This window comes from Kitasatospora sp. NPDC053308 (assembly GCF_055585785.1).
The window spans coordinates 1-20,910 of sequence record NZ_JBVJJY010000012.1; the positions used below are offsets into that span (position 1 = coordinate 1).

Annotated in this window: 17 protein-coding genes; 8 read left to right on the forward strand and 9 right to left on the reverse strand. The window is 73.8% G+C overall.

The genetic code is table 11. The features are described 5' to 3' along the window. Positions 1 to 216: 216 nt before the first annotated feature. Positions 217 to 624 carry a YciI family protein gene (locus ACZ6Y7_RS24735; protein WP_465760119.1) on the forward strand — a complete coding sequence of 136 codons (408 nt, stop codon included), beginning with the start codon at positions 217 to 219 and terminating at the stop codon, positions 622 to 624. Positions 625 to 632: 8 nt separating this feature from the next. Continuing rightward, positions 633 to 1,790 (forward strand): RNA polymerase sigma factor, encoded by a 1,158-nt coding sequence (locus ACZ6Y7_RS24740; RefSeq protein WP_465760291.1) that lies wholly within the window; start codon positions 633 to 635, stop codon positions 1,788 to 1,790. 24 nt (positions 1,791 to 1,814) lie between these two features. On the opposite strand, the gene ACZ6Y7_RS24745 is transcribed toward ACZ6Y7_RS24740, so the two are convergent. The 5 genes from ACZ6Y7_RS24745 to ACZ6Y7_RS24765 form a co-directional block, all read right to left on the reverse strand. Further along, complete coding sequence (locus ACZ6Y7_RS24745) at positions 1,815 to 3,125, reverse strand: DUF58 domain-containing protein (RefSeq protein ID WP_465760120.1); 1,311 nt, start codon at positions 3,123 to 3,125, stop codon at positions 1,815 to 1,817. Between the two features lie 146 nt (positions 3,126 to 3,271). Next, on the reverse strand, positions 3,272 to 4,201 hold the full coding sequence (locus tag ACZ6Y7_RS24750) for an AAA family ATPase (protein WP_465760292.1): 930 nt from the start codon (positions 4,199 to 4,201) through the stop codon (positions 3,272 to 3,274). Between the two features lie 80 nt (positions 4,202 to 4,281). Next, the gene (locus tag ACZ6Y7_RS24755; RefSeq protein WP_465760121.1) at positions 4,282 to 5,508 is read right to left on the reverse strand and encodes a DUF4350 domain-containing protein; all 1,227 of its coding nucleotides are present in this window, start codon (positions 5,506 to 5,508) and stop codon (positions 4,282 to 4,284) included. Continuing rightward, on the reverse strand, positions 5,505 to 6,221 hold the full coding sequence (locus tag ACZ6Y7_RS24760) for a DUF4129 domain-containing protein (RefSeq protein ID WP_465760122.1): 717 nt from the start codon (positions 6,219 to 6,221) through the stop codon (positions 5,505 to 5,507). Before ACZ6Y7_RS24760 ends, ACZ6Y7_RS24755 begins: the two co-directional genes overlap by 4 nt. Positions 6,222 to 6,226: 5 nt before the next feature. After that, positions 6,227 to 7,384, reverse strand: a complete 1,158-nt coding sequence (locus tag ACZ6Y7_RS24765; protein WP_465760123.1) for a DUF7847 domain-containing protein — start codon at positions 7,382 to 7,384, stop codon at positions 6,227 to 6,229. Between the two features lie 287 nt (positions 7,385 to 7,671). On the opposite strand from ACZ6Y7_RS24765, the gene mtrA reads away from it, so the two are divergent. From mtrA to ACZ6Y7_RS24780, 3 genes are read left to right on the forward strand one after another with little or no spacing between them, the layout of a single operon-like run. Continuing rightward, the gene (gene mtrA, locus ACZ6Y7_RS24770) at positions 7,672 to 8,349 is read left to right on the forward strand and encodes an MtrAB system response regulator MtrA (RefSeq protein ID WP_030061806.1); all 678 of its coding nucleotides are present in this window, start codon (positions 7,672 to 7,674) and stop codon (positions 8,347 to 8,349) included. A 1-nt stretch (position 8,350) separates the two neighbouring features. Further along, positions 8,351 to 10,456, forward strand: coding sequence for an MtrAB system histidine kinase MtrB (mtrB, locus tag ACZ6Y7_RS24775; RefSeq protein ID WP_465760124.1), 2,106 nt, complete (start codon positions 8,351 to 8,353; stop codon positions 10,454 to 10,456). Continuing rightward, positions 10,431 to 12,329 carry an LpqB family beta-propeller domain-containing protein gene (locus ACZ6Y7_RS24780; protein WP_465760125.1) on the forward strand — a complete coding sequence of 633 codons (1,899 nt, stop codon included), beginning with the start codon at positions 10,431 to 10,433 and terminating at the stop codon, positions 12,327 to 12,329. The genes mtrB and ACZ6Y7_RS24780 overlap by 26 nt, the downstream gene beginning before the upstream one ends. Positions 12,330 to 12,386: 57 nt before the next feature. Here ACZ6Y7_RS24780 and ACZ6Y7_RS24785 read toward each other — a convergent pair whose 3' ends face one another. Further along, on the reverse strand, positions 12,387 to 13,109 hold the full coding sequence (locus tag ACZ6Y7_RS24785) for a ComF family protein (RefSeq protein WP_465760126.1): 723 nt from the start codon (positions 13,107 to 13,109) through the stop codon (positions 12,387 to 12,389). 370 nt (positions 13,110 to 13,479) lie between these two features. Between ACZ6Y7_RS24785 and hpf the strand changes: the two genes are divergently transcribed. Continuing rightward, a complete protein-coding gene (gene hpf / locus ACZ6Y7_RS24790) occupies positions 13,480 to 14,175 on the forward strand; it encodes a ribosome hibernation-promoting factor, HPF/YfiA family (protein ID WP_465760127.1) in 696 nt (231 codons plus the stop codon). Positions 14,176 to 14,376: 201 nt separating this feature from the next. Beyond that, positions 14,377 to 15,129 carry a response regulator gene (locus ACZ6Y7_RS24795; RefSeq protein WP_402219476.1) on the forward strand — a complete coding sequence of 251 codons (753 nt, stop codon included), beginning with the start codon at positions 14,377 to 14,379 and terminating at the stop codon, positions 15,127 to 15,129. Positions 15,130 to 15,213: 84 nt separating this feature from the next. Here ACZ6Y7_RS24795 and ACZ6Y7_RS24800 read toward each other — a convergent pair whose 3' ends face one another. Continuing rightward, on the reverse strand, positions 15,214 to 16,425 hold the full coding sequence (locus ACZ6Y7_RS24800; RefSeq protein ID WP_465760128.1) for a winged helix-turn-helix domain-containing protein: 1,212 nt from the start codon (positions 16,423 to 16,425) through the stop codon (positions 15,214 to 15,216). A 76-nt stretch (positions 16,426 to 16,501) separates the two neighbouring features. Continuing rightward, entirely contained in the window at positions 16,502 to 17,059 is a 558-nt protein-coding gene (locus tag ACZ6Y7_RS24805) for a GNAT family N-acetyltransferase (protein WP_465760129.1), read from the reverse strand. A 243-nt stretch (positions 17,060 to 17,302) separates the two neighbouring features. Between ACZ6Y7_RS24805 and secA the strand changes: the two genes are divergently transcribed. Next, positions 17,303 to 20,065 carry a preprotein translocase subunit SecA gene (secA, locus tag ACZ6Y7_RS24810; protein WP_465760130.1) on the forward strand — a complete coding sequence of 921 codons (2,763 nt, stop codon included), beginning with the start codon at positions 17,303 to 17,305 and terminating at the stop codon, positions 20,063 to 20,065. A 119-nt stretch (positions 20,066 to 20,184) separates the two neighbouring features. On the opposite strand, the gene ACZ6Y7_RS24815 is transcribed toward secA, so the two are convergent. Beyond that, positions 20,185 to 20,625 (reverse strand): Rv3235 family protein, encoded by a 441-nt coding sequence (locus ACZ6Y7_RS24815; protein ID WP_465760131.1) that lies wholly within the window; start codon positions 20,623 to 20,625, stop codon positions 20,185 to 20,187. Between the last annotated feature and the right edge of the window lie 285 nt (positions 20,626 to 20,910).

Consider the following 20,910-nt stretch of genomic DNA (forward strand, 5'->3'; position numbering starts at 1 on the left):
TGGTACTGCAGGGGGGACCCTGTGGGAGAGTAGGACGCCGCCGAACAATCATTCAGAAGAACCCCCGTCCGGAATTCCGGACGGGGGTTCTTCGCGTTCCCGGACAAAAAATCATGGAAAAGATCTTGGCTGACGGTGTCGAGAACGCGTCGACGGCTCCGTCCCTGGGGTGAGCGCGGCCACAATGGGTCGCATCAGCACCGAAGGAGAAGCACGATGGCCAAGTACCTGCTGCTCAAGCACTACCGGGGCGCCCCGGAGGCGGTCAACTGCGTGCCGATGGACCAGTGGACGCCGGAGGAGATCTCCGCCCACATCCGGTACATGCAGGACTTCGCGGCCCGGCTGCAGAGGACCGGGGAGTTCGTCGACGGTCAGGCGCTCGCCCCCGAGGGGACCTGGGTCCGGTACGACGGCGAGGGGCGTCCGCCGGTCACCGACGGTCCGTTCGCCGAGACCAAGGACCTCATCGCCGGCTGGATGGTGATCGACGTCGACAGCTACGACCGTGCCGTCGAGCTGGCCGGGGAGCTCTCGGCGGCGCCCGGGGCCGGCGGGAAGCCGATCCACGAGTGGCTGGAGCTGCGTCCGTTCCTGGCCGAGCCGCCCACCATCACGGAGTGACGGTACCGATGAACGAGGCCCTGCTCCGGAGCCTCACGCCGACTGTGCTCGGGATCCTCGTCCGCCGCGGCGCAGAGTTCGCGGCGGCCGAGGACGCCGTGCAGGAGGCCCTGGTCGAGGCGGTCCGCGTCTGGCCGACCGATCAGCCGCGGGACCCCAAGGGCTGGCTGGTGACCGTGGCGTGGCGCAAGTTCCTCGACGCGGTCCGGTCGGACACGGCTCGCCGTCGGCGTGAGGAGCTGGTGGACCAGGAGCCGGAGCCCGGCCCGGCGGCGGAGACGGACGACACGCTCCGGCTCTACTTCCTGTGCGCCCACCCGTCGTTGACGCCGTCCTCCGCGGTGGCGCTGACACTGCGGGCGGTGGGCGGCCTGACCACCCGGCAGATCGCCCAGGCGTACCTGGTGCCCGAGGCGACCATGGCCCAGCGGATCAGTCGGGCCAAGCGCACCGTCTCCGGCGTGCGCTTCGACCGGCCGGGGGACGTCTCCACCGTGCTCCGCGTCCTCTACCTGGTCTTCAACGAGGGCTACTCCGGGGACGTCGACCTGGCCGCCGAGGCGATCCGGCTCACCCGGCAGCTCGCGGCGGCGATCGACCACCCGGAGGTCTCCGGGCTGCTGGCGCTCATGCTGTTGCACCACGCCCGGCGGGCCGGCCGGACGGCGCCCGACGGCAGCCTGGTGCCGCTGGCCGAGCAGGACCGCCGGACGTGGGACACCGGGCTGATCGCCGAGGGCGTCGGGATCCTCCAGGCGGCCCTCGCCCGCGACCGCCTGGGCGAGTTCCAGGCCCAGGCGGCCGTCGCGGCCCTGCACGCCGACGCGCCCACCGCCGAGGAGACGGACTGGGTGCAGATCGTCGAGTGGTATGACGAGCTCGTACGGCTGACGGACAGCCCGGTTGCCCGGCTCAACCGGGCGGTGGCGGTGGGCGAGGCGGACGGCCCGCGCGCCGGGTTGGCGGCGCTCGCCGGGCTGGACGACTCGCTTCCCCGGCACACCGCCGTCGCGGCGTACCTCCACGAGCGGGACGGCGACAGGCGGACGGCGGCGCGGCTGTACGTGGAGGCGGCGCACAAGGCGTCCAGCCTCGCCGAACGGGACCACCTGACGCGTCAGGCGGCGCGGCTCAACGGCGAGTCGAGGTCCGATCGGCCTCGGTGAGTCCGGCCGTCGGGGGCGGAGGGGTCAGAGCCGGCCGGCGGCCTTCAGCGCGAGGTAGGTGTCGGCCAGGACGGGGGCGATCTGCGCGGGCGGGGCGTCGAGCACGGTGACCCCGCCGCGGGTGAGGAGGTCGGCGGTGGCGCGGCGGTCGGCGCGGGTCTGTTCGGCCGCCGCAGCGCCGTAGACCGCCTCGACCGTGCCCCGGCCGACGGCCAGCACGTCCAGCTGGGGGTCGGCGACGGAGGCGAGGACGACCTCGTGGCGCTTGGTGAGCAGCGGCAGCAGTGGGCGCAGCCCGTCCTCGACGGGTGCCGCGTCGAGCCCGGTGAGCAGGACGATCAGCGAGCGCTGCGGCGTCATGCCGAGAGCCGTGGAGACCAGGGAGCGCATGTCGGTCTCCTGCAGCGCGGGTTCCAGGCCGGCCATCGCGTCGGTGAAGGCGGGCAGCACCTCGTGGGCGGAGCAGCCCGCGACGGCGGCGCGCTTGTGGAGGTCGTGGGCGAGCAGGTCGACGCGGTCGCCGGCCCGGGTGGCGAGGGCGGTCAGCAAGAGGGCCGCGTCGAGGGCGGCGTCCAGCCGGGGGGCGTCTCCGACCCGGCCGGCCGAGGTGCGGCCGGTGTCGAGGACGACGAGGATGTGGCGGTCGCGTTCGGGGCGCCAGGTGCGGACGGCGACCGTGTTCCGCCGGGCACTGGCGCGCCAGTCGATGGAGCGGACGTCGTCGCCGGGCAGGTACTCGCGGAGGGAGTCGAACTCGGTGCCCTGGCCACGGGTCAACACCGAGGTGCGGCCGTCGAGTTCGCGTAGCCGGGCGAGCCGGGAGGGCAGGTGCTTGCGGCTGGCGAACGGGGGGAGCGCGCGGACCGTCCAGGGGACGAGGTGGGAGCCCTGGCGGGCGGCCAGGCCGAGCGGCCCGAGGGAGCGGACCGTCACCCGGTGGGCCCGGTGGTCGCCGCGGCGGGTGGGGGTGAGCACGGTGACCACTCGGCGTCGCTCGCCGCCCGGGACGGTGAGGGTGTGCCGGGAGGCGGCCTCGGCGGTGCCGGGGCGCCAGGCGGACGGGGCCCAGGCGTCGCGCAGCAGCGCCCGCAGGGGGCGCCCGGACGGATTGGTGAGGGTCAGTTCGACCGAGGCGGCCTCGCCGAGCCGGACGGTGGTGTCGCCGCCCCGCTCGACCCGCAGGCCGCGGACGGGGGCGGCGAGCACCAGGTCGACCACGACGGCGAGCAGGACCGCGCCGGTGACCAGCCCGATCCCGGCCACCGACGGCAGCAGCAGGCCCACGACGAGCGCGCCGAGTGCGGCGAGCAGGGCGGTTCGCCCGGTGAGGGCCATGGGGTGCGCTCCTTCGGGCGCCCGGAACGGGCGCGTGCGGTGGGGTCGGCGGTGAGGGTCACGGCCGGTGCGGCGGGACCGACTGCGGCGGGACCCGACTCGACGGGCCCCGACCGCGCCGGGATCAGCGGGGGATCAGCGGGGAATCAGCGGGGCGCGGGCGTCTGGGCGAGGACGGCCTGGATGACGGAGTCGGCGGTGACGCCCTCCATCTCGGCCTCGGCGCGCAGCGCGACCCGGTGCCGCAGGGTGGGCAGGGCGAGCGCCTTGACGTCGTCCGGGGTGACGTAGTCGCGGCCGGCCAGCCAGGCCCAGGCGCGGGAGGCGGCCAGCAGGGCGGTGGCGCCGCGCGGGGAGACGCCGATGGACAGCGACGGGGACTGCCGGGTGGCCCGGCAGAGGTCGACGATGTAGGCGAGGACCTCCGGGGCGACGGTCAGCGCGGCGATCTGCTCGCGGGCGGCGGCGAGGTGCTCGGGGCCCGCGACCGGGCGGACGCCGGCCGCGGCGAGGTCGCGCGGGTCGAAGCCGGCGGCGTGCCGGGCGAGGACCTGGAACTCCTGGTCGCGGTCGGGCAGCGGCAGGATCAGCTTGAGCAGGAAGCGGTCCAGCTGGGCTTCGGGCAGAGGGTAGGTGCCCTCGTACTCGACCGGGTTCTGGGTGGCGGCGACCAGGAACGGCACGGGCAGCGCGCGCGGCTCGCCGTCCACGGTGACCTGGCGTTCCTCCATGGCCTCCAGCAGGGCGGCCTGGGTCTTCGGCGGGGTGCGGTTGATCTCGTCGGCGAGCAGCAGGTTGGTGAAGACCGGGCCGGGCTGGAAGGAGAACTCGGCGGTGCGGGCGTCGTAGACGAGGGAGCCGGTGACGTCGCCGGGCATCAGGTCGGGGGTGAACTGGATGCGCTTGGTCTCCAGGCTGAGCGCGGTGGAGAGGGTGCGGATCAGCAGGGTCTTGGCGACCCCGGGGACGCCCTCCAGCAGGACGTGGCCGCCGCACAGGAGCGCCACCACCAGTCCGGTGACGGCGGCGTCCTGGCCGACCACGGCCTTGCCGATCTCGGCGCGCAGGGCGGTCAGGGCCGCGCGCGGATCGGTGGCGGCGGCGGTAGCGGGCGCCGGGCCGGGGACGGCGCGGAGCTGGGCGGTTGCCTGGTCGGTCACGGGTTCCGGACCTGCCTTTCGAGGGTGTCGAGGTCGTCGGCGAGCCGCAGCAGCGCGGCGTCGTCGGTCGGGGGCGGGCCGTACAGCAGGGCCCGGACGTCCCCGGCGGGCCGGTCCGGGAGCCGGTCGGCCACGGCCGCGCAGAGTGTGTCGGGGTCGGGCGCGCCGGCCCGGAGCGGGACGCCCACGGCCGGGGCGAGGCGACGGGCGGCGGCGCGGCGCAGCGCCGCGGCGGCGTGCCCGCGGGCGTCGGCGCGCCGGTAGAGACGGGCGCGGCCCTCGGTGGTCTCGGCGGCGCGGACCACCACGGGCAGGTCCTCGCTGACCACCGGGCCGAGCCGGCGGCCGCGCCACAGGGCGGCGAGCACCGCGGCGACGGCCAGCTGGTAGGAGGCCCAGCGCCAGCCCTTCGGGACGAGGTCCTCGAAGGTCTTCTGGCGGGTGCCGTCCGCGAGCGGGGCCGAGTAGTCGGGCAGCTGCCAGGTCAGTCGGGGCTGCGTGCCGAGCAGCCCGAGCGCGAGGGAGGCGTTGCCGTCCTTGGCGAGCTGCTCGTTCTGCAGGAAGGAGCCGCTGCCGAGCACGATGACGTCGCCGTCGGCGGTGGTGCTGCTGACCAGCGGGTAGCCGTGGCCGCGCGGGTAGCAGCCCTGGCCCCGGCTGCCGCTGGTGTAGAGCATGCCGCCGAGGTGGGCGCTGCCGGCCCGGACGGCCTCGGCGAGCGAGCAGCCCGGCTCGGTGGTGCGCGGGGAGGCGTACGGCAGGCCGCCGTCCTCGTCGGACATCCGGATGCCGGGGGCCAGCGCGCTGAGGGCGGCCGGGCCCGGGGCGATCAGGACCAGCCGCCGGTGCCGGCCGGCTGCGAGGACGCGCAGCTGGTCGGGGCCGAGCAGGTCGGGCTCGGGCAGCACCAGGGTGTCGGCGCCGCCCGGGCCGCCGCCCGGGTCGGTGGTGAACTCGGGCGTGAGGCCCTGGCGTTCGAGCAGCGCGACGACCGCGTGCGCGCCGTCGCGGTCGTACGAGCGGGGGTCGAGCGGCGGGTAGTCGTGGTTCCGGCCCAGGGCGGCGACCATGACGGCGCCGAGCAGCAGGGCGGCCAGGAACGCCAGGTACCAGCGGCCCCGGCGCCACAGGCCGCGCGGGGTGGGGGCGAGGCTGGTCGGGGCGGCGCCGGAGGGCGCTTCGGCGACGGGCGTGGGCGCGGGTGCGGGGACGGTGCCGGTCATGCCGCCCCTCCCGAGGTCGGAGCCGGGGTCGGAGCCGGGGGCGGACTCGGGGAGGCCGTCGTCGGTCCGAGGACCGGCCGGGTGCGCTCCAGGGTCCGGTCGAGCTCGTGGAGCAGCCGGTACGCGGCCTGGTCGGCGGTGCGCTCGCCGTACGCGATGTCGTCGAAGGCGCGGGCGGCCGCGGTCAGCGCGGCGGCGTGTGCGGGCAGCGCCCGCCCGGCCTCCTCGGCGGCCTCGTCGGCGGTGCGGCCCGGTCGGGCGTCGAGCAGCGTGCGCTCCTCCAGACCGCGGACCAGGGCGCGCATCTGCTCGCGGACGGCCTCGGTCCAGCGTCCGGCCGCGGCGTGCGCGGCTGCGTCCGCCCGGTACTGTGCGGCGCTGCGCGGGCCCTCGGTGCCGTACACGTCGCCGGTCGTGCGGGCCGCGCGGCGGGGCGCACCGAGGCGCCACCAGAGGGCGGCGCCGATCAGCACGGCGACGACCAGGAAGAGCACCAGCCCGGTGGTGCCGTCGGTGCCGGTGCCGGACATGCTGTCGAGGGCGCTGGAGACGTGCCCCCAGAACCAGTCCATCGCCTGCTGCAGGAGCGACGGGTCGTGCTTGTGGTACTCGGCGTCGAGCAGTTCGTCCCGGGCCGCGTCGCGCGCGGGATCGCGCGGAACGGTGACCGGGGCGCCGCCCACGGCAAGGAGCCTGTCCCCCCAATCGGCCATCCGGTTCAGTGCCTCGCCGCGGTCTGGTCGGCCGGCTCGCCCCAGCCGGTGCCGCCGTACTCGGGCAGGCCGGCGGCGCGGGCGAGCTCGATGTCCAGGGCCTCGCGGCGGATCCGCTGGTCGACGTAGACCAGGACGCCGACGGCCGCCATGAACGGGGTGGTGAGGGTGCCCGCGATGATCCCGGCGACGGCCATGACGACCACCATGCCGACGCCCTCGGTCGCGGAGGTCAGGGCGCCGCCGTCGAGGCTCTCGAAGCCCAGCAGCACACCGATGAAGCGGAACGGGACGGCGATGACCACGGCGACGACCATCGACAGCACCTTGGCGGCGAGGGTGATGCCGAAGATCCGCCACCAGGCGCCGCGGACCAGTCGGCGCGAGCGCGACAGCGCCGTGACGACGCCCTGCTTCTCCAGCATCAGCGCGGGCGCGGCGAGGCTGAAGCGGATCCACAGCCAGGCGGCGACCGGCAGGCCCAGCAGGCCGACCAGGAACAGCAGGCCGCTGATCGCGGGCTCGTGGGCGCCGCTGGCGCCGTAACCGAGCAGGGGCGCGAAGCCGAGCAGCGCCACCCCGGGGCCCATCAGGGCGGTGAGCACGGTGAGCCCGAGCAGTTGCAGCAGCCGCGGACGGGCGTCGCGCCAGGCCTCCCCGGCGGTCGCGGAGCGGCCGAGGACGGCCCGGCTCACGACGATGGTGAGCAGGGCGGCGGCGAGCACGTCGAGCAGCAGTTGCAGCGGCAGGGCGGCCAGCAGCCGCAGGGTCTGGGTGGCGGCGCCGGTCCTGCCCTTGACCAGCAGGTCCACCAGGACGGCCCCGCCCTGGGCGACCACGGCGATGCCGAGGGAGAGGGCGAGGACCGTCCGCCACTGCCGGCGGACGGTGCCGACGGCGCCGTCGAGCAGTTCGCCGACACCGAGCGGACGCAGCGGGATGACGCCGGGCTTGGGGCTCTGCGGGGCGCCCCAGCCGTACGGGTTCCGGCCGCCGGGGGGCTGCTGCCCGCCGTACCGGGCGTGCGGGCCGTTCCAACCAGGGGAGGCCTGCGGTGGTGCCGACGGCCCGGGCACGGCGGCGGGCGCGTCGACCGGGGGCCGGGCACCGTCGCGGGATGGCTCGGACGAGCCGGGCGAGGCCCAGCCCGGAGTGTCGGTCATCACTGCTCCTCGGAGGGGCGTCGTGGGCGCGGCTCCGAACGGATCTTCCGTCCGCGCGCAGCGCCCATCGTGCCATGGGGCCGGAGCAGGCCCCATGGTGATCCGGTTGCTGATCGGCAACGGGGGCCACCGGCGGGTCGGGTGCCGGGTCGCGGACGGTTCGGAGCTGCTCCGGCCGAGGTCATTCGCCCGGTATGGCCGGAATTCACCGGCGGGGGAGTTGGCCGTTCTGGAGCATTGGCACTGCTGTGCGGCAGGTCACAATCCGGTAATGAGAAGATGGACGCATGAAGGGACGCGTCCTCGTCGTTGATGACGACTCCGCACTGGCCGAGATGCTCGGCATCGTGCTGCGTGGTGAGGGTTTTGAGCCGTTTTTCGTCGCGGATGGGGACAAGGCGCTAGCCGCGTTCCGGGAGACCAAGCCGGACCTGGTCCTGCTGGACCTGATGCTGCCCGGCCGGGACGGCATCGACGTGTGCCGGCAGATCCGGGCCGAGTCCGGCATCCCGATCGTCATGCTGACCGCGAAGACCGACACGGTCGACGTCGTGGTGGGCCTGGAGTCGGGCGCCGACGACTACGTCACCAAGCCGTTCAAGCCCAAGGAGCTGGTGGCCCGGGTGCGCGCCCGGCTGCGCCGCGCCGAGGAGCCGACGCCCGAGCAGCTGACCATCGGCGACCTGGTGATCGACGTGGCCGGCCACTCGGTGAAGCGGGACGGCCGGGGCATCCCGCTGACCCCGCTGGAGTTCGACCTGCTGGTCGCGCTCGCCCGCAAGCCCTGGCAGGTGTTCACCCGCGAGGTGCTGCTGGAGCAGGTCTGGGGCTACCGCCACGCGGCGGACACCCGCCTGGTCAACGTCCACGTGCAGCGCCTCCGCTCCAAGATCGAGAAGGACCCGGAGCGCCCCGAGATCGTGGTGACCGTCCGCGGCGTCGGCTACAAGGCCGGACCCAGCTGACGTGACGGACCGGGCTGACGAGACCCCGTCGGGTACCGCGACCGACGGGGCCGGGGCCGTGCGCGGGGACGTGCTGAGTTCGACCACCCGCCGCCGACGCGGCCCTTCCGGCGTGGTCGGACTGGCGAAGCGTCAACTGCGCCGTCCCGCCCACCGGGTGGCCACGCTGTACCGGCGGTCGATCCAGCTGCGGGTGGTCGCGGTGTCGCTGCTGGCCTCCATCGCGGTGGTCCTGGTGCTGGGCGTGGTCGTGGTGGCGCAGGTGCGCACCGGCCTGCTCGACACCAAGATGGACGCCGCCCGGGCACAGGCCAGGATCGGCTTCCAGGTCGAGCAGAAGAAGATCGACGAGGCCAAGGACCAGAAACTGCGGGGCACCGCCGACCCGACCGTCGACGACACCGGTACCTGGCTGCTGCGGCAGGTCAACGACCTGGCCGGGAGCGGGCAGACGGTCTACTCGGTGATCGCGATGGCCCCCGGCTCGGGCCCCGTCGTCCCGGAGAGCGCCGGCTTCGCGCCGCGCTACTCGGGCGACATCCAGCCCAGCAGCATCCCGGACTCCCTGCGGGCCAAGCTCGTCGCCGAGCCGAACCAGATGTTCGACCAGCCGACCCGGATCCACCGCTCGCCCGAGGGCGGCGGGAAGTCCGAGCCCGGCCTGGCCCTCGGCATGCAGTTCATCGGCCCGGCCGACAAGAGCTACCAGATGTTCTACGTGTTCTCCTTCGGCCAGGAGACCGACACCCTGAACCTGGTCACCGGCACCCTGGCGACCGCCGGCGTGTTCGTGGTGATCCTCATGGGCGGCATCGCCTGGGTCGTGGTGCGCCAGGTGGTCACCCCGGTCCGGATGGCCGCGGGGATCTCCGAGCGGCTCGCCGACGGGCACCTGGAAGAGCGGATGAAGGTGACCGGGACGGACGACATCGCCCGCCTCGGCGAGTCCTTCAACCGGATGGCCAACGCGCTGCAGGCGCAGATCCGCCAGCTGGAGGAGCTGTCCCGGGTGCAGCGGCGCTTCGTCTCGGACGTCTCGCACGAGCTGCGCACCCCGCTCACCACCGTCCGGATGGCCGCCGACCTCATCTACGACAGCCGCGAGGACCTGGACCCGATGGCGGCCCGCTCGGCGGAGCTCCTGCAGGGCCAGCTGGACCGCTTCGAGTCGCTGCTCGCCGACCTGCTGGAGATCAGCCGCTTCGACGCCGGCGCCGCGATCCTGGACGCCGAGCCGGTCGACCTGCGGGAGATCGTCGGCCGGGTCGTGGAGGCCGCCGAGCCGCTGGCGCAGGCCAAGGGCAGCAGCGTCGTGATCCGCGGCGACGGCGAGCCGGTGCTGGCCGAGGTGGACTCCCGCCGGATCGAGCGCATCCTGCGCAACCTGGTGGTCAACGCGCTGGAGCACGGCGAGGGCCGCGACGTGGTGGTCCGGCTGGGCTCGGCGGACGGCGCGGTCGCGGTCGGCGTGCGCGACTACGGCATCGGCCTCAAGCCGGGCGAGGCGTCCCGGGTGTTCCACCGCTTCTGGCGGGCCGACCCGTCCCGGGTCCGCACCACCGGCGGCACCGGCCTCGGCCTGTCCATCGCGGTCGAGGACGCCCATCTGCACGGCGGCTGGCTGCAGGCCTGGGGCGAGCCCGGCGGCGGCTCGCACTTCCGGCTCACCCTGCCGCGCACCCGGGGCGGCGAGATCTCCCGGGCGCCGTTCCGGCTGGAGCCGGAGGACTCCCGCAACAACCGCGGACTCGGCACGTACGGAACGCCGTACCGGCGGGCGATCAGCCCGGTCGGCTCGACGGCGCTGACCGCCACCGAGGACCAGGCGGAGGCGCCGGACGGCACGGGCGGCGGCCTCGGCAGCGGCCTCGGCGGCGTGCTGAACATCGGCCCCGGCCTCGGCCGGAGCCGACTGCCCGAGGGCCCGCGCTCGGACCCCTCGGACGTGCGGACGGCGGGGGCCGGTTACGGGGTGACCGGCGCGCAGGTCATGGTGGACCCGACGCCCGGACGGCCGTCGGTGACGCAACGGACGGCGGAGCCGGAGATGACGGGCGGGACGGACCTGGAGGGGTCGCAGCGTGCGAGGGACGAGCAAGAGGACTGAGCCGCGGCTCGCGGTGGTCGGCGCGCTGTTCGCCCTGCTGGCGAGCGGCTGCGCGGCCATGCCGGACTCCGGCGGCATCACCAAGGTGGAGCTGTCCCAGGGGTCGGCGGACAAGAACCTGCAGGCCAGGGTCTTCCCGGTGGCGCCCGGCAAGGGCGCCAAGCCGCGCCAGCTGCTGACCGGGTTCCTGGACGCGGTGACCGCCGACGAGGGCTACGAGACCGCGCGCAAGTACCTCACCGAGAGCGCGGCCGCGGCCTGGAACCCGGACGCGGGGATCCAGGTGCTCTCGTCCACCACCATCCCCCCGGGCGGTCAGGACGTCGGCGACGCGGACGCCCAGGTCCCGGTGACCGTGACGGTGAGCGGGCAGCTGGTCGGCAGCGTCGACGAGAAGCACTCGTACCAGCTGGTGGCCGGGCAGAACAACAACGTCTCCTCCGACTTCACCTTCGTCCGGGAGAAGGACGGCGAGTGGCGGATCGACAAGCTGCCGGCCGGCGTGATCATGAACGAGACCAACTTCCGGAACAGCTTCCGGCAGGTCGAGCGGTTCTTCTACACCGCGCCGGACCCGTCCGCGGTGGCCGCCGGGAACGCCGGGCAGGAGGTGCTGGTCGCCGACCCCATCTACCTGCGGCGCCGAATAGACCCGCTGACCTCGGCCGCCCGCGCGCTGGTCGACGGACCCTCGACCTGGCTCTCGCCGGTGGTCCGGACGGCCTTCCCGAACGGCGCCAAGGTCGACCGGGTGACCATCGACGACAGCAAGATCGCCCACGTCCAGGTCACCTCGGCGGACGTCAGTGAGCCGATGGCCTGCCGCCGGATGGCCACCCAGCTCTTCTACACCCTCGCCGACCAGGGCAAGGGCCAGGTCGAGCGGCTGGAACTGAAGGGACAGCGCGGCTCCTGCACCGCCAGCCGCACCGACCTGCCGGCCACCGGCCCCGGCGCCCTGGCCGGACCGACCCCCGCGACGCAGTACTACCAGCGCGCCGACGGCGCCCTGGTGGCGACCGACGAGGGGCGCTCCGGCGACCCGGTGCGCGGCGTCCTCGGCAAGCCGCAGTCCGCCGGCAAGCCGCCGCTCGGCGCCATCGCCGTCAGCCGGGGCGGCGCCCAGGCCGCCGCGATCAGCGAGGACGGCCACCAGGTCTACTCGGTGCAGCTGACCGACAACGCGGTCAGCCTGGGCGAGCCGGTGCTCAGCTCGCCCGCGAAGTCCGGCGACAAGGAGGACGGCTTCGCCTCGCCCAGCTGGGACGGCCGCGGCGACCTCTGGGTGGTGGACCGCAACCAGCAGGGGCAGCGGGTGGTGATGGTGCGCGGCAACAAGTCGTACACCGTGCCGGTCGAGGGGCTGGCCGGGCAGACCGTGCAGGCCCTCAAGATCTCCTCGGACGGCGTCCGGGTCGCCCTGGTGGTCAAGACCCCGGGCGTGGCCATCCGCTCGCTGATGTTCGGCCTGGTGGTGCACGGAGGGACCCCGCAGGCGCCGACCGTGAAGATCACCGGGCTGCGCCGGGCCGCCCCGACGCTCACCGACGTCGCCTCGGTGTCCTGGGCGGAGACCGACCAGCTGCTGGTGCTCGGCAAGGAGGCGGACCGCACCCAGCAGCTCTACTTCATCAGCACCGACGGCTCGCGGAGCACGGACACCCAGCTGCAGAGCGCCGACAGCATGCTGACCGTCGCGGCCTCGGAGTCCCGGGGGGACAGCCTGACCCAGGCGCCGCCGGTGCTCGCGATGGCGGAGGTCAAGCAGGCGGACGGCAAGCCGAGCGAGGACAAGGCCTACCGCCTGGTCAACAACCAGTGGCGGGAGGCCCCGCTGATCGACAAGCCCCGGTCGTTCTTCTACGCGGGCTGAGGTGCCGGGCGGCCCGGCGCCCACCGGGGCTGACGCCGGGTCGGGTTCGGCGGCGGATCAGTCCGCCGGACGCGTCGCGGTGGCCGCGACGGCGGCGCCGGCCCGGGCCGGCAGACCGGCGTCGGCCAGCGCCCGGGCGGCCTCGGCGAGGCTCGCCCCGGTGGTCACCAGATCGTCCACCAGGACGGGGTGACGGCCCGCCAAACCGGCCCGGGCGCGCGGTAGTACGGTGAGCGCGCCGTGCAGGTTGCGGTGCCGCTCCGCCGCGTTCAGCCCGGTCTGGTCGGCGACCGGACGGGCGTGCCGCAGCAGCGACGCGGCCCGGACGTCGAGCCCGGCCCGGCGCAGCGAGCGGGCGGCGGCCCCGGCCAGCCGCAGCGTCGGATCGTGGCCGCGGGCGCGGACGGCGGCCCGGGCGGAGGGCATCGGCACCAGCAGCAGCGGCGCGGACCCGGCCCGTGACCCGAGGGCGGAGCGCACCGCCCGGCCGAGCGCCTCGCCGAGCGGACCGGCCAGCCGCAGCGCGCCGCGCTCCTTGTGCGCGAGCAGCAACTGCCGGACCGGATCGGTGTACGGGGCCGCGGCGTGCGCCCAGGGCAGCAGAGTGGGGCCCGGCCGGGCGGTGGCCAGGACGTGCCGGCAGACCGGGCAGAGCTGGGTGCGCTCGGTGCCGCAGCCCGCGCAGTTCGCGGGGAGCAGGACGTCCAGCAGCCCGGCCAGTGCGTGGCCGAACGGTCCGTGGGCGGACGGTGGACGGGTGGGGGTCGGGCACGGCGGCACGGCTGCTCCTGGCGGCGGCAGGCACGGTGAGTGAGCAAAGGATGCGCCGTATGGGGGTCGTTGTCCAGGTATTTACCCCTACTTCACCCGCGAGAGGGTAGACAGGGTGCAACAGCTTGACCACCCGCCCGCAGTATGGGGTCATACCCACCTTCCCGCGTGGGGAGGCGAAAACCCCCTGTGAGGTGTTCGATGAGGCTCCAGGGGGTTTCAACCGTCCCTGGTGGGGAGGAAGTGAGGTGAGGGCCAGTCGTTTCCCGCCGCTGGCGGCGGGGGCGGGGGGCCGGCAGTGGATGGGCTGGTCCAGCTGGGTCTCAGCCCGATCCGGTAGCACCCGGATCGGCGTCAGCACGAGGGATCGGAGTTCTGCGTGGACATCGTCGTCAAGGGCCGCAAGACCGAGGTGCCCAAGAGGTTCCGCGAGCACGTGGCCGAGAAGCTGGAGAAGGTCCAGAAGTTCGACGGCAAGGTGATCAGCCTCGACGTCGAGGTGTCCAAGGAGCACAACCCGCGGCAGGCCGACCGGTCGGAGCGGGTGGAGATCACTCTCCGTACCCGTGGGCCGGTGATCCGGGCCGAAGCCGCCGCCGGCGACCCGTACGCGGCGCTCGACCTGGCGTCGGCGAAGCTCGACGCGCAGCTGCGCAAGTCCGCAGACCGGCGCCGGGTGCACAAGGGCGGCGCGAACGGCCGCACCCCCATCAGCGTCGCCGAGGCGACCGCGGCCCTGGCCGCGCTGCCCGACACGACGGCGCAGGAGGGCGAGACGAACGGCGCCGTCCGCAAGACCATGATGGGATCCCTGGAAGTGGAGGGCGAAGGCCCGCTGGTGGTCCGGGAGAAGACGCACCCGGCCGCCCCGATGGCGCTGGACCAGGCGCTCTACGAGATGGAGCTGGTCGGCCACGACTTCTACCTCTTCGTGGAGAAGGACAGCGGCCTGCCGAGCGTCGTCTACCGCCGGCACGGCTACCACTACGGCGTCATCCACCTGCAGACGGACCTGCAGGCCGGGACGGGCAGTGGTGCGGGCGGTGCGATCGGCGCGGGTGACGACGAGGACTGACCGCCCGGGTAGTGAGGGAGGCGTGACCCCGGCGGCAGCGGCCGCCGGGGTCACCGGCGTTTCGGGGCAAGGTGGTTCGAATGCGTCGCGCGTCCGGCGCGGGGTCACCCGATGCGGGGGAATCGGCGTCGGAGGGTGACCGGCGCGGTGGCCGGGCGTGGAATGATTGGCGCACGACGACCCGCGAAGGGGGAGGAGCGGATGGGGGATCACTTCGGGCTGGGGCCCGCGGCGGGGCCCGGGCTGCCGTTGGGGCAGGAGGACGAGCCCGCCTACGCGCCGCGCCGGGGTGAGCCGATCCGTGTGCTGGTGGTGGACGACCACGCGTTGTTCCGGCGCGGGCTGGAGATCGTCCTCGCCGAGGAGCCGGACATCAAGGTCGTCGGCGAGGCGGGGGACGGCGCCGAGGCCGTGCTGAAGGCCGCCGACCTGCTGCCCGACATCATCCTGATGGACGTCCGGATGCCGCGCCGCAGCGGGATCGAGGCCTGCACGGCGATCAAGGACGTGGCGCCCAGCACCAAGATCATCATGCTGACGATAAGCGACGAGGAGGCCGACCTCTACGAGGCGATCAAGGCGGGGGCCACCGGCTACCTGCTCAAGGAGATCTCCACCGACGAGGTCGCCACCGCGATCCGGGCGGTCGCGGACGGGCAGTCGCAGATCAGCCCCTCGATGGCCTCCAAGCTGCTCACCGAGTTCAAGTCGATGATCCAGCGCCGCTCCGACGACCGGGACCTGGTGCCCGCGCCCCGGCTCACCGACCGGGAGTTGGAGGTGCTCAAGCTGGTGGCGACCGGGATGAACAACCGGGAGATCGCCAAGGAGCTGTTCATCAGCGAGAACACCGTGAAGAACCACGTGCGCAACATCCTGGAGAAGCTCCAACTGCACTCCAGGATGGAGGCGGTGGTGTACGCGATGCGGGAGAAGATCCTCGAAATAGGGTGAACCGGGCCGGACGCGTGAACCGGGCCGGACTCGTGAACCGGGCCGGACTCGTGAACCGGGCCGGACTCGTGAACCGGGCCGGACTCACCCGTCCGCGAGGAGCCTCTCCAGGGCCGGGCGCAGCCGTTCGTCGTGCAGCGCCTCGATCCGGACGGTGTCGCAGCCGACCCAGGCGGCCGCCTCGCGCAGGGCCGTCGCCAGGGCCTCCAGGTGGCGGGCGGCGCCGGCCCGGCCGCCGTCCAGCGAGACCTGCCGGGCGACCAGGGTGCGGCCCTCGCGGGCCGGGTCGACCCTGCCGACCAGCCGGCCGCCCGCCAGCAGCGGCATCGCGAAGTAGCCGTGGACCCGCTTGTGCTTGGGGGTGTAGGCCTCCAGGCGGTGCGTCATGCCGAAGATCCGCTCGGTGCGCGGGCGGTCCCAGATCAGTGAGTCGAACGGCGAGAGCAGCGTGGTGCGGTGGCGCCCGCGCGGGGCGGTGGTGAGGGCGGCCGGGTCGGCCCAGGCGGGGCCGGGCGTGCCGTCCGGACCCCAGCCGGCCACCTCGACCGGGACGAGCCCGCAGTCCGCGAGCACCCGGTCCACCTGCTCGGCGCGCAGCCGGTGGTAGTCCAGCAGATCGGCCCGGGTGGCCACGCCGAGCGCGGCGCCGGCCTGGGCGACCAGGGTGCGCACGCAGTCCTCGTCCGAGCGCTCCTGCCCGAACAGCGCCTCCGGGATGGCCTGTTCGGCCAGCGCGTAGACGCGCTTCCAGCTGCGGCGCTCGGTGCAGACCACGTCGCCGAAGGCCAGCGCCCGCTCGACCGCGATCTTGGTGTCCGACCAGTCCCACCACTCGGCGGTCCTCTTGGCGCCGCCCAGCTCGGTGGAGGTCAACGGCCCCTCGGCGCGCAGCTTGTCGAGCACGGCCCGGTACGTCTCGGGAGAGACCTGGTGGCCCCAGAGGTGGCCGCGGTCGCGGTAGTGGCGGCGCCGGAACGCGAACAGCGGCCACTCCTCGACCGGCAGGACGCAGGCCGCGTGCGACCAGTACTCGAAGCTCGTGCCCCCACCCCAGTACGCCGCCTCGACGGCCGGGCGGCCGACCGCGCCGAGCCGGGCGTACGGCACCAGCTCGTGCGAGCGGGCCAGCACCGAGATGGTGTCCAGCTGGACGGCGCCCAGGTGCCGCAGCACCCCTCGCACCCCGGCCCGGCGGTCGGGGGCGCCGAGCAGCCCCTGGGCGCGCAGGGCGATCCGGCGGGCCTCGTCGGCGCTCAGGACGGTGACGGGGGCGCTGTGCGGGGCTGCGGCTGTCATGCCGGCGAGCCTAGCCCCGGGCACTGACAGCGGGCCCGGGCCGGCGGTCCGGGGGCCGGGGCCCGGCCGGCGGGGCTCAGGTCAGGTCGGTGGGCAGCAGCGAGGCGACCCAGGAGTCGTGGAAGGTGCCGCGCTGCTCGGCGTACGAGCGCAGCGTGCCCTCGAAGCGGTAGCCGACCTTCGCGGCGACGGCGCGGGAGCCGTCGTTGCCGACGTAGGCGAGCCACTGGAGGCGGCGCAGTCCGAGCTCGGTCAGGGCCCACCGGGCGACCGCGCGGGCGGCCTCCACGGTGTAGCCGCGGCCGCGCTGCTCCTTCACCGTCCACCAGCCGACGGAGGCGGCGCCCGGGTCGGTGGCGAAGCGGGTGACCGCCTGGGCGCCGACCAGCCGCCCGCTCTCCCGCTCCACCGCGCACCAGACGAATTCCGCCCCGGTGCGGGCGCCCTCGGGGGCCAGGGTGCGCACGAAGTACTCGGCGTCCTCGCGGCGGTACGGGACCGGTACCACCGTCCAGCGCTGGATCTCGGCGTCCTGGCAGGCGGCGAAGACCGCGTCGACGTCCGATTCCTGCGGGGCGCGCAGGACGAGCCGCTCGGTGGTGAGGGTGGGCAGTCCGGTGCGTGCTTCTTCCATGGGGCGGATTATTCCGCCCCATGGGGAACGCGGGCATCCGATTATGCGGCCAACTCCTCGACCCGCCGACCGTTTTGCCCCGGTGGACGGTGCTATCGCGCCATGTGCCCGCGCGGGTGACACGGGAATACCGTGCTGACGCACCTCCCGGGGCATTGGACTCCTCGCATACGATGGCCCGTGCGGTGGGGTGGACCCGCCGTGCAGTCGTCCAGTGCCAATACAGGCAAGGAGCCCGCTCAAGTGTCCGTCTTCGACAAGATCCTGCGCGCAGGCGAGGGCAAGATCCTTCGCAAGCTGCAGCGGATTGCTGCCCAGGTCAACTCCATCGAAGAGGACTTCGTCAACCTCACCGACGCCGAGCTGCGCGCACTGACCGACGAGTACAAGCAGCGGCTCGCGGACGGCGAGAGCCTGGACGACATCCTCCCCGAGGCGTTCGCCACCGTCCGTGAGGCCGCGAAGCGCGTGCTCGGCCAGCGGCACTACGACGTGCAGCTCATGGGCGGCGCGGCACTGCACCTCGGGTACGTCGCCGAGATGCGCACCGGTGAGGGCAAGACCCTCGTCGGCACCCTGCCGGCGTACCTGAACGCGCTGACCGGCAAGGGCGTCCACCTGATCACCGTCAACGACTACCTCGCCGAGCGCGACTCGGAGTGGATGGGCCGGGTGCACCGCTTCCTCGGCCTCGAAGTCGGCGTGATCCTGGCGAACATGACGCCCGCCGAGCGCAAGCAGCAGTACGCGATGGACATCACGTACGGCACGAACAACGAGTTCGGCTTCGACTACCTGCGCGACAACATGGCCTGGTCGAAGGACGAACTCGTCCAGCGCGGCCACAACTTCGCGATCGTCGACGAGGTCGACTCGATCCTCATCGACGAGGCCCGCACCCCGCTGATCATCTCCGGCCCGGCCGACCAGGCGACCAAGTGGTACGCCGACTTCGCCAAGCTGGTGCTGCGCCTGAAGATCGACCGCGACTACGAGGTCGACGAGAAGAAGCGCACCGTCGGCATCCTGGAGGAGGGCGTCGCCCGGGTCGAGGACTACCTCGGCATCGACAACCTCTACGAGTCGGTGAACACCCCGCTGGTCGGCTTCCTGAACAACGCCATCAAGGCGAAGGAGCTGTACAAGGCGGACAAGGACTACGTCGTCATGAACGGCGAAGTCATGATCGTCGACGAGCACACCGGCCGCATCCTGGCCGGCCGCCGCTACAACGAGGGCATGCACCAGGCGATCGAGGCCAAGGAAGGGGTGGAGGTCCAGAACGAGAACCAGACCCTGGCCACCATCACCCTGCAGAACTTCTTCCGCCTGTACGACAAGCTCGCGGGCATGACCGGTACCGGCACCACCGAGGCCGCCGAGTTCCACCAGATCTACAAGCTCGGCGTGGTGCCGATCCCGACCAACAAGACGCCGCTGCGCATCGACCAGCCCGACCTGATCTACAAGTCGGAGCCGGCCAAGTTCGCCGCCGTGGTCGAGGACATCGCCGAGAAGCACGAGAAGGGCCAGCCGGTGCTGGTCGGCACCGTGTCGGTCGAGAAGTCCGAGTACCTCTCGCAGGAGCTGCGCAAGCGCGGCATCCCGCACGAGGTGCTGAACGCCAAGCACCACGAGCGCGAGGCGCAGATCGTCGCGCAGGCGGGCCGCAAGGGCGCCGTGACCGTCGCCACCAACATGGCGGGCCGCGGCACCGACATCATGCTGGGCGGCAACGCCGACCACCTGGCCGCCGCCGAGCTGGCGCAGCGCGGGCTCACCCCGACGGACACCCCGGAGGAGTACGAGGCCGCCTTCCCGGCCGCGCTGGAGAAGGCCAAGGCGTCGGTCAAGGCCGAGCAGGAGGAGGTCAAGGAGGCCGGCGGCCTCTACGTCCTCGGCACCGAGCGGCACGAGTCCCGCCGGATCGACAACCAGCTGCGCGGCCGCTCCGGCCGTCAGGGCGACCCGGGCGAGTCCCGCTTCTACCTGTCGCTGGGCGACGACCTGATGCGCCTGTTCAAGGCCGGCATGGTCGAGCGCGTGCTCTCGATGGCCAACGTGCCCGAGGACGTGCCGATCGAGTCCAAGATGGTCACCCGCGCGATCGCCTCCGCGCAGACCCAGGTCGAGCAGCAGAACTTCGAGATCCGCAAGAACGTCCTCAAGTACGACGAGGTGCTGAACCGCCAGCGCGAGGTCATCTACGGCGAGCGCCGGCGCGTGCTGGAGGGCGAGGACCTGCAGGAGCAGGTCGGCCACTTCATGGACGACACCGTCGAGGCGTACGTCAAGGCGGCCACCGGCGAGGGCTTCGAGGACGACTGGGACCTGGACAAGCTCTGGACCGCCCTCAAGCAGCTCTACCCGATCACCCTGGACCTGGCGGAGCTGGAGGAGGAGGTCGGCGGCCCGGCCGGCCTGACCCCCGAGTTCCTGATCAAGGTCATCCAGGAGGACATCCAGGCGCAGTACGGCGCCCGCGAGGACCAGCTCGGCTCGGAGATCATGCGTGAGCTGGAGCGCCGGGTCGTGCTGTCGGTGCTGGACCGCCGCTGGCGCGAGCACCTCTACGAGATGGACTACCTCCAGGAGGGCATCGGCCTGCGGGCCATGGCGCAGCGCGACCCGCTGGTCGAGTACCAGCGCGAGGGCTTCGACATGTTCACCGCGATGATGGAGGGCATCAAGGAGGAGTCCGTCGGCTACCTGTTCAACCTGGAGGTCCAGGTCGAGCAGCAGGTCGAGGAGGTCCCGGTCGAGGACGCCCAGGTGGTGCTCGACAAGCTGGAGAAGGACTCCGCTCGCCCGGAGATCAAGGCCAAGGGCCTGGAGGTCCCGAAGCCGCAGCGACTGCACTACACGGCCCCCTCGGTGGAGGTCGGCGGCGGCGTGGTCGAGGGCGACTTCGAGGACCTCGCGCCCGAGGACGAGGGCGACGGGATGACCCGCGCCGAGCGCCGCAAGGCCGCCAAGTCCGCCAAGGGCCGCCGCCGCAAGGGCTGAGCCGGCCGTACGGTCCGGACGGGCCGCGGGACACCAGGCAGGACGCCGCGCAGGGCGCCGCTCCCCGACGGGGGCGGCGCCCTGCGCCGTTCCCCGTGCCCGGGTGCGGTGGCCGGCGGTCACCGGGCCTCCACGGCGGTGCACTGCCACTGCCCGGCCGGGCCGCGCTGCTCCAGCCGGAAGGCGACCATGTGGTGCCGTCGGCCGAGGTCGACCCGGACGCAGGCCTCGACCGCGTCGGGCGAGGGGGAGCGGTCGTGCACCGGGCCGAGCCGGGGCCGGTCGGCGGCCCCGCCACGGCGCAGGGCGCCGATCCGGACGAGCGAGGCGAGCTGCCCGTAGCCGTCCAGGCTGGTGTGCCGCATCAGCTGCCCGGAGGGCCGCGCACCGGTGAGCACCTCGACCAGCTGGTGGGCGAACCGGGTGGCCAGGGCGCGGGGGTCGTGCCCGGGGCCGCCGCTGCAGCCGGTGCGCGGGTGCCGGGGCCGGCGCCCGGCCGGGTCGCAGCCGCCGGGGGTGTGCGGGCGGCGATGCGGGCGGGCGGAGAGGTGAGCGGACACGGTGGCTCCTCGACGGGGTGGTGCGGGTACGGACGGGTCCAGGCTGGCGGCGTCCGCGCCGGGCGGCAACGGGGTTCCGGGGCGGCCCGGGCACCGTCCCGGATTCACCTATCCGGGTGAGGCGGCCAGGGGAGCGGCGGGTTCCCGCGGGGGTCGGGCGGCGTCCGGTTGACGTGGGGGAGCGCGCCGTACGGCCCGAAAGGGGACGCCCCGGCTGCTCGAACCGGGTGCCGGCGCCCGGCCGCCGCGTTGCGCCGCACGGGAGGGGCGCGCACCATCGAGCCT

Excerpts from the sequence above, each read along its gene's own strand:
- ACZ6Y7_RS24735 (WP_465760119.1), top strand. The coding sequence starts at position 217 with ATGGCCAAGTACCTGCTGCTCAAGCACTACCGGGGCGCCCCGGAGGCG.
- ACZ6Y7_RS24740 (WP_465760291.1), top strand. The coding sequence starts at position 633 with ATGAACGAGGCCCTGCTCCGGAGCCTCACGCCGACTGTGCTCGGGATC.
- ACZ6Y7_RS24745 (WP_465760120.1), bottom strand. The coding sequence starts at position 3,125 with ATGGCCCTCACCGGGCGAACCGCCCTGCTCGCCGCACTCGGCGCGCTC.
- ACZ6Y7_RS24755 (WP_465760121.1), bottom strand. The coding sequence starts at position 5,508 with ATGACCGGCACCGTCCCCGCACCCGCGCCCACGCCCGTCGCCGAAGCG.
- ACZ6Y7_RS24760 (WP_465760122.1), bottom strand. The coding sequence starts at position 6,221 with ATGGCCGATTGGGGGGACAGGCTCCTTGCCGTGGGCGGCGCCCCGGTC.
- ACZ6Y7_RS24765 (WP_465760123.1), bottom strand. The coding sequence starts at position 7,384 with ATGACCGACACTCCGGGCTGGGCCTCGCCCGGCTCGTCCGAGCCATCC.
- mtrA (WP_030061806.1), top strand. The coding sequence starts at position 7,672 with ATGAAGGGACGCGTCCTCGTCGTTGATGACGACTCCGCACTGGCCGAG.
- ACZ6Y7_RS24795 (WP_402219476.1), top strand. The coding sequence starts at position 14,377 with ATGGGGGATCACTTCGGGCTGGGGCCCGCGGCGGGGCCCGGGCTGCCG.
- ACZ6Y7_RS24800 (WP_465760128.1), bottom strand. The coding sequence starts at position 16,425 with ATGACAGCCGCAGCCCCGCACAGCGCCCCCGTCACCGTCCTGAGCGCC.
- ACZ6Y7_RS24805 (WP_465760129.1), bottom strand. The coding sequence starts at position 17,059 with ATGGAAGAAGCACGCACCGGACTGCCCACCCTCACCACCGAGCGGCTC.